This window comes from Microcoleus sp. bin48.metabat.b7b8b9.023 (genome assembly GCF_013299185.1).
Taxonomy (GTDB): domain Bacteria; phylum Cyanobacteriota; class Cyanobacteriia; order Cyanobacteriales; family Microcoleaceae; genus Microcoleus.
The window spans coordinates 40502-55729 of record NZ_JAAFKG010000021.1; the positions used below are offsets into that span (position 1 = coordinate 40502).

The following is a 15228-nucleotide window of genomic DNA, read 5'->3' on the forward strand; positions in this document are numbered from 1 at the left end:
TCGCAGAAACCGGGTTTCTGGCCACCCTCCAAACCCACCCTCCAAAGCCGTCTCAGCATATGTCATTAAATCATGACATTAGTCTCAATACCGATCCCCTAGCGCTCTAGTATATCAAGATTCCCTGACATATTGATCCCCAAAATCACGAAAATGCGTATAAGTACCCATGATTCAGGCAAAAGACCCCTTGACCAGACTGGGAATTGTCTGCAACATTAAGTCATGACAAAGCGATCCCAAAGAAATTCTTCGATTGAGCAACTTTGGGAGTCAGATAGCGCGTGTGCTGCCGGCACAGCGTTGCTAGCAGCACCGATCGCACTCGCAAAATCGATCTTGTTTGTAAATCAAGAATCGATAGATAAAGCTTTATTTAGATCGGACGGTGCGCGCAGAAGCCCCCAAGTCAAAAACCCCGATCGCAATTGGGGACAAGACAAGCTAAAAACTAGCAAGGCTTCAAAGGTTGGAGAGATTAAGAAGCTCGATCGTACTTGTATTTAAAAGAGTTTCTAACTCAAAAAATCAACACATTAGTGTTGAATCGAAAAATCTAACCCGCCATCCAAATTAGTGGAGAACAAACTCATGGCAAAAGAACGCCCACCATTAGAAGAGATGACTTTGCGACAACTCCGCAGAGTTGCTAGCGAATGTGGAGTCTCTCGCTACAGCCGGATGCGGAAATCGCAACTTCTGGCATCAATTCAAGAAATTCAGCGCAACAAGTTTTCATACAGTCCATCTCGCAAACTAGAGGCACAAGAAGCAGTGGAAGCAGCAAAGTTTGAACTAGGTCAAGAAGATAGAACAGGCGGTTCGTTGTCGTCTGTAGATGAAGGTTTAGCAGATTTGCCCAACGGTTACGGTGAAAGCCGGGTTGTTTTGATGCCCCGCGATCCAGAATGGGCTTACACCTACTGGGATATCCCCAACGATCGCAAAGAAGAATTGCGCCGCCAAGGTGGACAGCAACTCGCCCTCCGGATCTACGACGTTACAGATGTTAACCTCGACATCCAAAGCCCCCACAGCATTCAAGAATATCCCTGCGACGAACTGGCGCGGGAATGGTACGTGCCAATCCCCGTTAGCGATCGCGATTATGCGATCGACATCGGCTACCGCTGTGCAGACGGCCGTTGGTTGGTGTTGGCGCGATCGGCAGAAGTCCGCGTCCCGCCCATCTATCCTAGTGACTGGATTGAAGACCAATTCATCACCCTCGACTGGGAAGAAGACTTGCGCGGCCAAACCTTCGCCGAACTGGTTCCCCCAGCCAAGAAAATGGCAAAAGCCACCAACGGCGGTTACAGCACCGGCAACGCCATCTACGAACAAATCTTCGGCATGGCAGAATCGGCAGAATCGATGCGCGTAGCAGGTTCGATGTTCGGTTCCATGCAGCACGTTGCAGGTTCGATCCAGCAATCCGCAATCCACGAACAAGCTTTGAGTTCCTACGTATTCCCCTCCGGTGTCGGAATGTGGGCTGGGGCCGGAATCTCTGCCCTCACCGCGTCAGGTGTGGGTATGTCCGGCCTGACTGCCTCAGGTGTGGGTATGTCCGGCCTGACTGCCTCAGGTGTGGGTATGTCGGGCCTCACGATGTCCGGTGTCGGAATGTCTGGCCTCACGATGTCCGGTTTCGGTATGTCCTCCGGTGTCGGTATGTCGGGAGTTGGCTTTGCCGCCCCGATGCGCCCCCGCCAATTCTGGTTAGTTGCTGATGCTGAATTGATCGTCTACGGCGCCACCGAACCAGACGCCACCGTTTATGTAGGCGGACAACCAATCAAACTGAATGCTGACGGCACTTTCCGGTTCCAGATGTCTTTCCAAGACGGCTTGATCGACTATCCGATTTTTGCAGTAGCAGCAGACGGCGAACAAAACCGCGCTGTCCACATGAAATTCGAGCGCGAAACCCCTGAACGTCGCACCAATACTAAGGAAGATTCTGTTGTGGAATGGTTGGGCTAATCCTAAATGTCGATCGCGATCCCGGTAGGTGTTTGGGTTTGTGCCAATTTTTTAACCATCACAAGGCCTACCCGGAGCAAATGGCGATTTGTTAGGGTTAGTTTCAGACAACAACCCATAACACCCCCTATACACCGTTCTCCTATTTTGAGGAGCGGTGTTTTTTGTATTTAGAAAAAAGAAGGAAGAAGGAAGTTCGGCAACGGATTGTGTAACGGATGTAACGGATGTAACGGATGTAACGGATGTCAGTCATCAGGAAGAAGGGAGAAGGAAGAAGGAAGAAAGAAGAAAGAAGAAGGAAGGAAGAAGGAAGAAGGAAGGAAGAAGGAAGAAGGAAGGAAGAAGGAAGAAGAATGATTTATTTGTAGGGTGCGTGAGGGCGAGAAATCTTTAAATCGACACTTCGAGACTATGACTCACGCACCCCCCCAACGATTGAATCATGCCCATGTCAAATACCAGCGACAACGATATTAGACACTCATCTCAATATCTATCTGTAGATAGATGTTTGCTTAACTTGCGATCGAACTTGTAATCTCAAAATTTGTACTTTTCATTCAACAATTATTAAGTAAGCTAAAGTTTACTTAAATTTTCATTGCACAAACTCGGTAAATCCCGCAAAACGAAAGAAAGCGAGTTATGAGATCAGTAAGGCGATCGCACAGCCATATCTCAAAAGCCAATGCCAAAAATAAATTCCCCGCCCCAGCGAAGGCAAAAGCGTCCCCGTCTTGTAGCCTTATTCGCTGTCACATTAGCCGCCGTCTTGCTGTTATTTATTCTGCCCGCACTGACTCAGCAGCCAGTTGTGCTGACAATGTTAATGCAAGGCCAAGACATTCTCAACTGGAAACCGTTTGTCAAAGAATTTGAACAGAAAAACCGCGACATTCGCATCAACCTCGTCGAAGGGCCATTTGACACAAACCTCGTCGAAAATCTTTACACATCTGCCTTTCTTTTAGGCGAATCGCCCTACGACATCATCAACATGGATATCGTTTGGGTTCCCAAATTTGCCGCCGCAGGTTGGGTAAGGGATTTAACCGACAAAATTCCCCCCGAACAACTTGCAAAATTCATCCCCGGTAACGTTGAAGGTGGGCGGTATCGGGGCAAACTTTACCGAATTCCCCATGCTTCGGATGCCGGAATGCTTTATTACCGCAAAGACATTTTAAAACAAGCCGGAATTCCTGCACCTAAAAATTTTGAAGAGATGGTAAAAATCTCTCAAAACTTACAGCAACAAGGAAAAGCAACTTGGGGTTATCTGTGGCAAGGTAAACAATACGAAGGAGTATCTGCGATGTTTGTCGAAGTGCTCTCGGGTTTCGGCGGCTTCTGGGCTAACCCTCAAACTTTTGAAGTTGGGTTAGATAAACCCGAGGCTATTAAAGCAGTGGAATTTCTCAAAAATACGATCGCCTCTGGCATCTCTCCACCGGGTGTTACTACCTACGGCGAAGAAGAAACCAGGCTGTTGTTTCAAAACGGCAAAGCGCTGTTTTTGCGAAACTGGCCCTATGTTTGGAAGCTAGCAAACGCCGAGGGATCTAAAGTGAGAGGCAAAATTGCGATCGAGCCAATGCTCAGCAGTATCGGTAAAACAGGCGGTTCCTGCTTGGGCGGCTGGGGCTGGGGAATATCCAAAACCTCAAAACATCCAGAACAAGCCTGGAAAGCAATTAAATACCTCACCAGCGAGGAAACCCAGCGCAAATTCATTTTAGAAACAGGTTTAGTTCCCAGTTACAAATCCCTATTTACTGACAAAGAAATAGTCGCAAAATATCCACACTACCCGCAACTCCTAAAAGTAGTTGAAAAACCAGCTTTGCGCCCGCCCATAGCACAATACGCTCAAGCTTCTGATATTTTGCAGCGCTATTTGAGTTCAGCTTTTACCGGGAAAATGACTGCGACACAAGCAATGAAAGCGGCGGCTAGTGAAACTCGCAATTTATTAGGAAGTTAGAAACAACCCAAAGCTTGATAAAGCTGGTTCGTAGTGAGGACTTCAGTCCTTAAAAAAACTTCCTTATTTGGTTCGTAGTGAGGACTTCAGTCCTTAAAAAACTTCCTTATTTGGTTCGTAGTGAGGACTTCAGTCCTTAAAAAACTTCCTTATTTGGTTCGTAGTGAGGACTTCAGTCCTTAAAAAAACTTCCTTATTTGGTTCGTAGTGAGGACTTCAGTCCTTAAAAAACTTCCTTATTTGGTTCGTAGTGAGGACTTCAGTCCTTAAAAAACTTCCTTATTTGGTTCGTAGTGAGGACTTCAGTCCTTAAAAAAACTTCCTTATTTGGTTCGTAGTGAGGACTTCAGTCCTTAAAAAAACTTTCTTATTTGGTTCGTAGTGAGGACTTCAGTCCTCAATTTTTGAAGAAATGAGGACTAAAGTCCTTACTACGAACCTTAGGACTAAAGTCCTTATTACGAACCTTAGGACTAAAGTCCTTATTACGAACCTTAGGACTAAAGTCCTTATTACGAACCGGAGGACTAAAGTCCTTACTACGAACCGGAGGACTAAAGTCCTTACTACGAACCTTAGGACTAAAGTCCTTACTACGAACCTTAGGACTAAAGTCCTTACTACGAACCGGAGGACTAAAGTCCTTACTACGAACCGGAGGACTAAAGTCCTTACTACGAACCGGAGGACTAAAGTCCTTACTACGAACGGGGGATGAGGGATAAATTAGGGATTAAAAATATGCAAGCAGACAAAATGCGACAGCGCGAACAAAGAACCGGATGGATATTAGTAGCACCAGCATTAATAATTCTGCTGCTAGTATTTGCTTACCCAATCTTGCGCGCGTTTTGGCTGAGTTTATTCACCCAAAATCTTGGAACTGAATTAAAACTGGTTTTTTCCGGCTTTGCTAACTACAGTCGAATGTTAGGCGACGGGCGTTTCTGGCAAACTTTAAGCAACACCACAGTCTTTACTGTCGCCTCTGTTGTACTGGAATTAATTCTCGGCATGGGCATTGCTTTAGTCTTAAATCAATCTTTCACGGGGCGCGGCATTGTGCGGACAATTTCCCTGCTACCTTGGGCGCTGCCGACTGCATTGATGGGTGTAGCTTGGGCGTGGATTTTTAACGACCAATACGGCGTAATTAACGACATTTTACTGCGCTTGGGATTGATTCAAAAGAGCATTAGCTGGTTGGGAGATCCGACTTTGGCAATGATGGCAGTGATTGCAGCCGATATTTGGAAAACTACGCCCTTTGTCAGCTTGCTTTTGTTAGCAGGACTGCAATCGATTTCCGGTGATTTGTATGAAGCCCACGCCATTGACGGCGCGAGTAGTTGGCAGAGTTTCCGTCAAATTACTCTGCCGCTGCTGATGCCCCAAATTGTAATTGCTTTGCTGTTTCGATTTGCCCAAGCATTCGGCATTTTTGACTTGATTCAGGTGATGACGGGAGGGGGGCCGGCTGGAGCGACGGAGACGGTTTCTATCTACATTTACAGCACGGTGATGAGGTATTTAGACTTTGGGTACGGGGCCGCTTTGGTGGTGTGTACTTTTTTGCTGTTAGTGGCCGCAGTTGCGATCGCCAGTTACCTGTTATCGAGAGCCCGCGTCAATGCAGCCGGAGGAAATTAAATTATGTCGATCGCCCGCGAACAACCTACCACAAAAAAAACCTTTGAGATCCGGCAATTAATCTTGCCCCTATCAGCGATATTAATTGTCGCATATTTCCTCGCACCCATCGTGTGGCAGGTGCTGACTTCCTTCAAAGTAAACGCCGATATCTCAGCAATTCCCAACGTCTACATTCCCACACGGATTACCTTCGATCATTACCTGTCCTTATTCCAGCGCCGCCCCTTTGCACTTTACATTTTAAATAGCGCTTTTGTTTCCATTACTTCAACACTGCTGTGTTTAGCAGTAGGTGCTCCCGCAGCTTACGCATTGGCGAGGTTGCGGCTGTGGGGCGAGAGAATTATTCTGGCAACTGTGACAATTGTGACGCTATTTCCGGCGGTATTGCTATTTTTAGGACTGCTGGAAATTGTCAAAGCTTTGGATTTAGGAAATAATTATTTAGCCTTAATTATTCCATACACAGCCATCAATCTACCGCTGACGATTTTGGTAATGCGGAGTTTCTTTCAACAACTGCCAAAAGATTTAGAAGATGCGGCTAAAGTTGACGGATACAACACCTTTCAAATGCTGTGGCAAATCGTGCTACCGATGACATTTCCCGCCTTAGTCACAACCGGAATTCTGACATTTATTTCAGCTTGGAACGAGTTTATTTTCGCACTGACATTTATGACCCGCGAATCTCTCAAAACAATTCCCGTCGCCACCGCTCAACTCAGCGGTGCATCAGTCTTTGAGATTCCCTACGGCCCGATCGCAGCAGCAACAGTTTTAGGAACCTTACCCTTAGTTTTGCTAGTTTTAGTGTTCCAGCGGCGCATAGTTCAGGGTTTAACAGCCGGGGCAGTAAAAGGATAAACTTCAACCTTAAATAATCCTAGCATCTTAAACTCTTCCTCTTCCCTTCTTTTCTCTTCCTTCGCGCCCTAGCGCTTACGCGCGGCTTCGCCTAACGCGCCTTCGCGGTTCGTAACTCTTTCTTATAAAAATCATGGCAAAACTACAACTAAAAAACCTCAATAAAACCTACACCCCCAAAGTTGTACCCGTAAAAGACATTAGCTTAGATGTCAGCGAGGGCGAATTTCTGACCTTGCTGGGGCCCTCCGGGTGTGGCAAATCTACCACGCTGCGGTTGATTGCAGGGTTGGAACAGCCCACTAGAGGCGAGATTAGAATTGGCGATCGCAATGTGACAAATCTCAGACCGGGCGATCGGGATATTGCAATGGTGTTTCAAAGTTACGCGCTGTACCCGCACATGACAGTGTACGACAATATGGCATCCAGCCTCAAACTCCGCAAAATCTCCGACAGCGAAATCAACCGCTTAGTGACAGAAGTTGCAGCATCCCTCGGATTGACCGAATTAGTCGATCGCAAACCGGGTAAACTATCAGGCGGACAGCGGCAGCGAGTAGCCCTCGGACGCGCCTTAGTGCGCCAACCAGCAGTATTTTTGCTCGACGAACCTTTAAGCAATCTCGACGCCTTATTGCGAGAAAAAGTGAGGGCAGAATTGAAACAATTGTTTTCCGCCCAAAAAGCCCCTGTAGTATACGTTACCCACGACCAAACCGAAGCAATGACGCTTTCTACAAAAGTCGCAGTTCTCAACAGTGGCAGCGTCCAGCAATTAGACCCGCCACACTTGATTTATAACCGTCCTGCCAATCAGTTTGTAGCGGGTTTTGTAGGCAGCCCGCAAATGAATTTGCTAGTGCTTAAATGCCAGGGCAATTTTGCGATGTTGGGCGATTCTGGAGTTCCGCTACCAAATCTGCCGACAGTCCCACCAGAGATTGTCTTGGGAATTCGCCCGGAACACCTCAGCTTTGCAGATGTAGAGGCCAGGAAGAAGCCAGATCCAGAGGCAATTAAGGGTGAGGTTTATTTAGTAGAAAACTTGGGAATGCAAAATTTAGTTAGCGTCCGAGTTAAGGGTTTGGAGTCAGTAACGGTGCGCGCTTTGCTCCCAAATGACCGTCAGTGGAGTTCCGAAATTGTCGAGCTGGTTTTTCCGGCTCAGTTGCTGCACTGGTTTGATGTCAAAACTGGCGATCGCTTGAAATGAAAATTTGGCCTGTATAACACGATCGATTGAAAATAGTCTAACCCTGTGCTGAAAAATACTATTTCTGCTTTTAACTAAGTTATGACTTTAGTAAGAGGTAGAAGTATTTTGCTGCTGTTAAGGTGATATTCATGTGTGAAAAAGCTAGTTGACTGATATCGTTTGCGATCGATTGCCATCACAAAAAATGTTTGTAGTGCGGACTTAAGTCCGCAGCATTTGGCGGACTTAAGTCCGCACTACAAACCAATCTGATTGCGGTTAATCGAGCGGACACGATATGACACATGAGTTGGGTGTTTGACAGGTTTTATCGCTAGCCTATAACTCTCATCATGTAGCCAATTGCAAGTTAAAGCTAAGTTTGGCTTTCCCTCGCGTTAGCTCCCGATCGGAGAACAAGTCAATTAGATGAAAAAAAGTGGGAAATTATCACCAATTAACTTACGGAGTATGACGGAGATGAATTTGATTTCTACAGCTATCGGTCGCATCAGTTCATTGCTTAAGGGCTTTCAAATCAAGAGTTTTTTGAGTGTTGTCCTAGTCGGTTTTCTGCTGCTGACATCCAATGTTGATGGGGGACGCAGCAACAAAGCTTATGGCAGTCAGTACGGTTCAAACTCGGAGCTAAACAATCCCGAAAGACCCCAAACAACTCGCGAATGGAGACAAGAAGCTCGTGAAACCTCTGACGCTCCGGGCGAACGAATTCAGAAGATCGGACAAGAAGCGGGAGCAGCCGTCAAAGAATTCGGGGAGATGTACAAAGACACTGCTAACAGAAGTATGGCTGAATTGAAGAATAATAGAGCAGACACCACTAATTAGGCGATCGCAAATAAACTACGCAGGCGATCGCAAATCAACTACGGCTGACGCTCTTATCCTCTTAGAAACCGGGTCTTTTACCGTTGTTCAGGGTGCTAACAAAAGATTTTGATTAAAAACCCGGTTCCTGACCACCTGTGGGTCTAAGACTGAATAAACTAAGGCTGACGCTCAAAAACCCAGTTTCTCACGAGAAATTGGGTTTTTGAGTTGGCAACATTTTATGTTAAATTAAATCACGAACGGTAGCATAGGTATTGTCGGTATTGTGCGATCGCTCGGGCGGTGCCTCAGTACCAACAGTCTCAAAGTCGGTAGTTAAAGAGCGATCGCTCTCGCGCACCCTACTACTTGTTTATTTGTGACGATAATCACATGAAGAACAAACATCTTAACAGTCTTTGCTTGGCAGGCCTGCTGTTGCTCGTGCCGATTTGTCCGGGGACAATTGCCCGCGCTCAAATTTCCGAAACTTCCGATACTAATGTCAGTCCAAAAACCTTCCTCAAAGATGAACTGTATTTTGGCTTAACTAAACCCGGAGGCGAGACAATTTCTGAGTCAGAATGGCAGGAGTTTGTCAAGGAAGTTATTACCCCTCGTTTTCGGGAAGGGCTAACTGTATTAGACGGTTCCGGGCAGTTTCTCAACCAGGGCGGAATATTGATTCGAGAAAACTCTAAAATAGTTATTTTGATTTATGAAAGCAGCCAGGAAAAAAATCGAGCTATTCAGGAAATTATCGAAAATTACAAGCGCAGGTTTCAGCAGGAGTCAGTGTTGCGGACAACCAGCGCAGTTAAGGTTTCTTTCTGATTCGCTCATCCAATCAGCGTATTTATGATATTATCACAGATGGGTCTAAAACCCCGTCCTTATAGGACGGCTTGGTAAGTAAAACTATAAACCTTAAACCCTCTTTCCTAAAGAAATGTAAAAAGTACAAACACGCAAGCCTTTCACTATATACTAATAACAGCTCAAGAAAAGGAGGAGTTAAAATTGTTGAGTAACTATGTATACAAGTTGCGTCCAAATCAAACACAAGACTTAAAAATGTCTAATTGGGTGGATATGTTGCGAAGCCATTTCAACTGGTGTCTTAATGACAGGATAACTCAGTATAGCCAACATTTCATTCAAGGCAACTATTGCGACATTAGGAGCAAAAGTGAATCCTGTCCGTTGACCAGTTGTGTCAGTAAAAACGGTGCCACTGGGGAACCTTGGAAAATAGGCAAAACAGATAAAAAGGGGAAAGTTAAAAACCCTCGGCGCAACCCAGGCGAGATTCAAATCACAGCGTTGCCCCAATTGAAAGCAGCTAGACCCTGGTTTGCCGGGATAGATTCGACAGTTCTACAACAGAACGTCAAACGGTTAGACACTGCCTATAATAATTTTTTTGACGGACGCGGCTTTCCTAAATTCAAGAATCGCAACAATTTCACTTCCTTCACATTTGTGATGGGGGTAAAAATACAAGGTAGTAAAATTTACTTGCCAAAGTTAGGTTGGATGCGTTTCCACAACTCGCGCCCAATTCCTGGTGGCTTTACCATTAAAGCTTGTGCGGTAAGAAAGCGACAGAATGGGTGGTATGTATCCGTCCGCATTGAGGACAAGTCTGTCCCCGATTACACGACAAAACCTCTCAAAGATGTCGTCAAGGTAATTGGTTGCGATATGGGAATTACAAAATTAGTCCATCTATCAGATGGAACTCAAATTAAAAATCCCAAGTTTTCAGCCACTAAAAAAGCTAAACGCACACTGAGAATTAGACAGAGACAAGTCAGTCGAAAAGCAAAAGGGAGTAATAACCGCAAAAAAGCAGCTAAAAAACTAGGGCTTTTCCACCAAAGAATTAGCAATAAGCGCCAAGCTTACCAATGGAAGGTTGCCAATAAAATAGTGTCACGTAACGTTGACGCGATTGCTCTAGAGGAATTGAATATTTCCGGCATGATGCGCCGATGTCGAGTGAAGGTGGACGAAAAAACAGGTAGATTTCTGAAAAATGGGCAATCAAGGAAGAGAGGTTTAAACCGTTCTATTTCTGATGCAGGCTGGGGCGAGTTAATACTGAAGATTGAGTATCTGGCTGCAAAGCAAGGAAAAATCTTAATCAAGGTTAATCCCAAATACTCTAGTCAAGAATGTCGGAATTGCGGTCACATCGACAAGTCTAATAGAGATGGCGAAAAGTTCATTTGCACTGAATGTGGCTACCACGAACACGCTGATATAGGTGCAGCAAAAACTATTCGCGATCGAGCTTTACATTTGGTACGCGGGGACTCCGCGAAACCTGGCGTTCGCGCCTAAACGCCCAGAAGATATCCTCGCGCTCGATTGAGCAAACGTGAGGAGTCTGGGAACCCTGGAAACAGGGAAATTGAGGTAGAAATTCCTCAAGAATCCTCGCACCTTCAGGTCGAGGAGTGTCAAGATATTATTCGTAGTAATCAAGGTCACACCCTCAGAGATAAGTAGGGTGCGGGTGCATTCAACAGTTGACAGTTGACAGTTGAGGAGCGACCTCTACCTAGAAGGAAGAGGATTGGAATAATGAATAGTCTGATTTTAATTTGTCCCTCAAAGACTTGGGGCTTTCAACCAATTCTTTCTGCTAAAAATTAGAATTTGTGAGTATCGATCGCACATTTCAAAAAGTCGCCAGAAAACCAGCCCGGGAGAAAACAAAAATATGACGAACGATGGCAGCCCAAAATCCTCAGTGCCGAATAATGACGATATACAAAAAGATTTGGACGGTATTGGGAAAGCTTTGATTGTGAGCGTTGCTTGGTCTTACGCAGAGGCATTGGAGCGAACAAAACGAGAGCAAAAAGAACAGAAAGCTAAGCGGGAATCTCAATCAGAATCTCAACCAGAATCTCAACCAGAATCTTAAACATCCGCCGCTGCCCAAACAGCGCGATTGCTTTCATCTAAAAAAAAGCGAGTGTTCGCGCACCGGCCAACCATAACAAAGATCGCGATCGAACACATTGGAATCGACTGTTTCGGCAGATTCCCGAAATTGTAGCGGTTTGTATGCCATATTACGTAAATATATTTTATTTTCCCAAAATGGATTTAAATTAAACAAAGTACGGTTTTATGGCTACAGTGTAGAAAAGAAACAACCAATTTTGAGATCGGTCTCATGTCTAATTCAAAAATGATTGGCAAAGCGATCGCAGGTGGCATTTGCTTCGGCATCCTCGCCAGCAGCTTCAACGGCGCGCAAGGCCCAGCATCCGCAGCATCACCAACAATTGCCGAAGCAGCAGCCCCCGCCGCTAGCAATATCGACAAGCAACTTCTAGGTCAATGGCAAGGTACAATCCCCTCCGGTCAGTCTTTTACCTTTGTCTTTGCCCCAAAAGGCAAATTGTTCATGATGGGTAAATGCCCCGACGGAGCCCCCTGCGCCAAAGAAACCAGGTATAAAGTTAATCTCGCTGCAACACCAATGCACCTCGATGTCAGCCTCAACAAGAGCGAAACCGTTGAGACTGTTTTTGAGTTGACTCCCGAAGGTCAAATGCGCCTTCAGGTGGAAGGTACCAATCCCGGACTCCCAAGACCGAATTCCTTAAACGACCAAGCAACCGTGTTTAAAAAGGTCTCCGAGACGACTGCACTGCCTGCTGGCACTCAAGTCATCGGTTATTGAGGGCATTCGGCAGTTAAGTAGTTATGGGTTTTGAGTTTTGGGTGTTAGAGGCAGTTTTCAATTCAATGAAATATAGTAGGGACACCGCAGTGCAGTGTCCCTAAGCGAGTACCTGTAATTCGGTAAGCAGGAAAATCGCCATCAGTTAGAGAATTTAAAATTTCAAACTGAAAATCTCCGACTTTCCTCATGCCTTGAGGCTGAGGTATGTCAAAATCCACTTAATCTCCTTGTAACTTTTCCCATAGACTTCCATGAGTGAAACCGTCCTAGAAGTTCGCAACCTGCGGGTTGAATTTCAATCTGCGGATGCAGGCAATGCGTCCGCAACAGTCAAAGCTGTTGACGGCATTTCCTTTGAGGTGAAGCGAGGGCAAACTCTGGGAATTGTCGGAGAGTCGGGTTCGGGAAAATCGGTAACATCCCTCGCTGTTATGGGTTTGCTGTCAAGTTCGTTAACGAAAATCCAGGGCGAAATTTGGTTTTCTCCGGCAGCAGACGGCGCTAGCCAGCAGCCTGTGAATCTGCTGGAAATGCCCGATCGGGAAAAACAAACCTACCGGGGCAGCCAGATTGCGACGATTTTTCAAGAGCCGATGAGTTCGCTAAATCCCGTTTTTACGATCGGATTTCAACTCACAGAAGCCATTTGTCTCCACCAAAAGATATCCCAGACAGCAGCGCGGCGCAAGGCTGCTTCGCTATTGCAAGAGGTGAAGCTGCTACCGGCGGATGAGGAACTGCGGCAGCGCTGTTTGGCTTTGCGGCAAGAAGCAGGTGCCCAGGACGATCGCGATTTCATGCAGCTCGTCAACGGTCAAAAACAAGCTATGCTCGATCGCTATCCCCACGAACTCTCCGGCGGCCAAATCCAGCGCGTGATGATTGCGATGGCCATTTCTTGCAATCCCACTTTATTAATTGCTGACGAACCGACAACGGCCTTAGACGTAACCGTGCAAGCCACAATCTTAGCTTTGCTGCGCGAGTTGCGGGACTCTAGAGGCATGGCAATGATTTTTATTACCCACGATTTAGGCGTCATTGCTGAAATTGCCGATACGGTGGCGGTGATGTACCGAGGTAAAATTGTTGAATGCGGTGCGATCGAGCAAATTTTCAGCAATCCCCAACATCCTTACACAAAAGGTCTCTTAGCTTGCCGCCCAACTCTCGAACGCCAAATGCGCCGCTTACCGACAGTTTCCGATTTTATGGAAGTCACCACAAATGCTAGCGGCGAATTGGTAATTGTCGAGAAAAATGTCGATTTAGACGGCGACAGCAGCGGCGGACTTTCCACCTTCCCCACCGGAAAACCCCCTCGTCTGCCACATATTGGCGAGCCTTTGCTAGCTGTTAATAACTTGCGAGTCGGTTTTCCGGTGCAAGGAATGTTTGGCGAAACTAAACGCTTGTTTATGGCAGTCAACGATATTTCTTTTGAGGTTTATCCGGGCGAGACTTTGGGTTTAGTCGGCGAATCTGGCTGCGGTAAATCAACTTTAGCGAGAGCATTGCTGCAATTAATTCCGATATCCAGCGGTAAAGTGTTTTTTGAAGGCCAAGAAATTACCCCTCCTGCCAAAAGTAGTTCCCGAGGGCAGTGGATGGCTAATTATCGGCTCAAAAAAGAGTACGATCGCCAATTGCGAAGGCTGAGGCGCGATTTGCAAATTATCTTTCAAGACCCTTATAGTTCTCTCGATCCGCGCTTGAGTGTTGGGGAGGCTGTGATGGAACCGATGGTGATTCACAGCTTTGGCAAAAACCAGAAAGAACAGCGCGATCGCGCGGCTTATTTGTTGGATAGAGTGGGTTTAAATCCCGATTTTATGCGGCGCTACCCCCACGAATTTTCCGGGGGACAGCGGCAGCGAATTTGTATTGCCAGAGCTTTGGCTTTGAATCCTAAGTTTATTATTTGCGATGAATCGGTTTCTGCATTGGATGTATCGGTGCAGGCGCAAGTTTTAAATTTGCTCAAGGAGTTGCAAACAGAGTTTGGACTGACTTATATTTTTATTTCTCACGATTTGAGCGTGGTCAAGTTTATGAGCGATCGCGCGATCGTCATGAACAAAGGTAAAATCGAGGAAATTGGCACAGCCGAGCGTATTTACCGCCAACCGCAGCAAGCTTACACGCGGCAACTGATAGCTGCTATTCCTGCGGGGAATTTAGATCGAATTCGGCAACAGCAGTTAGGTCGCCAATCTGCTTTGTCTGCTGCGAATGCGCCCCTCTCGCCTGGGGATGAATCGCAACAAATTTGATATTATTTAGCTAGCTAAATTAACCCCGAGCCTTTGGCAGCATCGGACTAAATTCCTCATCCAACCAATTTGATTGTGGTGGTTTGATGGGATACAATTCTAACCAAATCCCAGAATTCAGGCTACATATAAATTGTGCCAAGGATCTGTATGGCAACGGAATTGCCCTCTCCAGCGCGGGGTTGTGGGAATTTTAATAATTAATATCAGATTGATGATTGTAGCAAGAGTTTTGTGAAATTGTATTAAATAGTTGAATTTTTCCTAATCACAATTCAACACTTCCGATCGATTCGGGCCCTTCGACTTGCTTCGGCTCCCCTCGGCTCCGCTACTTCGGCTACGCGGTTATCGAGCTCTCGTCGAGATACACCACAAGTCGGAGCAAGACGCCGTTGTCGAGATCTTGTGGAGATACAGCACAAGTCGCGAGCAGCCAAGATTCCAAATTCCCAATTACCCAGGAACAGAGGAATTTAACTAACAACTGCTACCAACATTTTTTATTGTATTTTCATAAATCAACAGTCGATCTTCATTTTAACTTCAGAATTAATAAGTAGTATCAAATTTGGTTGAATTTGACGGAGAGTCCGGGTTTTTTAACCAGCAGTCAGGGAGTTCGCCGCAGTATTTTAGTACATCAAATCCGGTCATAACTTACGCAAAAAGTGGTTTGACACGATACTCTTACGCGGTAATCTGCTTCAGGCTCACTCTAGATAAT

At 46.0% G+C, this 15228-nt stretch carries 13 protein-coding genes; all 13 read left to right on the forward strand.

Features of this window, described 5'->3' with window-relative positions; genetic code table 11:
- The first annotated feature begins 225 nt into the window (after positions 1-225).
- The 13 genes from QZW82_RS14125 to QZW82_RS14185 all read left to right on the forward strand — a co-directional run bounded on the left by QZW82_RS14125 (position 226) and on the right by QZW82_RS14185 (position 14501).
- The gene (locus QZW82_RS14125) at positions 226-507 is read left to right on the forward strand and encodes a hypothetical protein (protein WP_293149133.1); all 282 of its coding nucleotides are present in this window, start codon (positions 226-228) and stop codon (positions 505-507) included.
- A gap of 84 nt (positions 508-591) precedes the next feature.
- On the forward strand, positions 592-1986 hold the full coding sequence (locus QZW82_RS14130) for a DUF4912 domain-containing protein (protein WP_293149135.1): 1395 nt from the start codon (positions 592-594) through the stop codon (positions 1984-1986).
- Positions 1987-2231: 245 nt separating this feature from the next.
- Complete coding sequence (locus QZW82_RS14135; RefSeq protein ID WP_293149137.1) at positions 2232-2357, forward strand: hypothetical protein; 126 nt, start codon at positions 2232-2234, stop codon at positions 2355-2357.
- 320 nt (positions 2358-2677) lie between these two features.
- Complete coding sequence (locus QZW82_RS14140) at positions 2678-3973, forward strand: ABC transporter substrate-binding protein (protein WP_293149138.1); 1296 nt, start codon at positions 2678-2680, stop codon at positions 3971-3973.
- A 741-nt stretch (positions 3974-4714) separates the two neighbouring features.
- Positions 4715-5623 carry a sugar ABC transporter permease gene (locus QZW82_RS14145; RefSeq protein ID WP_293149140.1) on the forward strand — a complete coding sequence of 303 codons (909 nt, stop codon included), beginning with the start codon at positions 4715-4717 and terminating at the stop codon, positions 5621-5623.
- A gap of 3 nt (positions 5624-5626) precedes the next feature.
- Positions 5627-6493, forward strand: a complete 867-nt coding sequence (locus QZW82_RS14150) for a carbohydrate ABC transporter permease (protein ID WP_293149142.1) — start codon at positions 5627-5629, stop codon at positions 6491-6493.
- Between the two features lie 133 nt (positions 6494-6626).
- The gene (locus QZW82_RS14155; RefSeq protein WP_293149144.1) at positions 6627-7709 is read left to right on the forward strand and encodes an ABC transporter ATP-binding protein; all 1083 of its coding nucleotides are present in this window, start codon (positions 6627-6629) and stop codon (positions 7707-7709) included.
- Positions 7710-8171: 462 nt separating this feature from the next.
- Positions 8172-8540, forward strand: a complete 369-nt coding sequence (locus QZW82_RS14160; RefSeq protein ID WP_293149145.1) for a hypothetical protein — start codon at positions 8172-8174, stop codon at positions 8538-8540.
- A 375-nt stretch (positions 8541-8915) separates the two neighbouring features.
- Positions 8916-9356 (forward strand): DUF3574 domain-containing protein, encoded by a 441-nt coding sequence (locus QZW82_RS14165; RefSeq protein ID WP_293149147.1) that lies wholly within the window; start codon positions 8916-8918, stop codon positions 9354-9356.
- Between the two features lie 189 nt (positions 9357-9545).
- Entirely contained in the window at positions 9546-10868 is a 1323-nt protein-coding gene (locus QZW82_RS14170) for a transposase (protein ID WP_293149149.1), read from the forward strand.
- A 382-nt stretch (positions 10869-11250) separates the two neighbouring features.
- The gene (locus QZW82_RS14175) at positions 11251-11457 is read left to right on the forward strand and encodes a hypothetical protein (RefSeq protein ID WP_293149151.1); all 207 of its coding nucleotides are present in this window, start codon (positions 11251-11253) and stop codon (positions 11455-11457) included.
- Between the two features lie 255 nt (positions 11458-11712).
- Positions 11713-12225: a hypothetical protein gene (locus QZW82_RS14180; protein ID WP_293149153.1), complete on the forward strand. Its 513-nt coding sequence runs from the start codon at positions 11713-11715 to the stop codon at positions 12223-12225.
- A 254-nt stretch (positions 12226-12479) separates the two neighbouring features.
- Positions 12480-14501 carry an ABC transporter ATP-binding protein gene (locus QZW82_RS14185; protein WP_293149155.1) on the forward strand — a complete coding sequence of 674 codons (2022 nt, stop codon included), beginning with the start codon at positions 12480-12482 and terminating at the stop codon, positions 14499-14501.
- Positions 14502-15228: the final 727 nt, after the last annotated feature.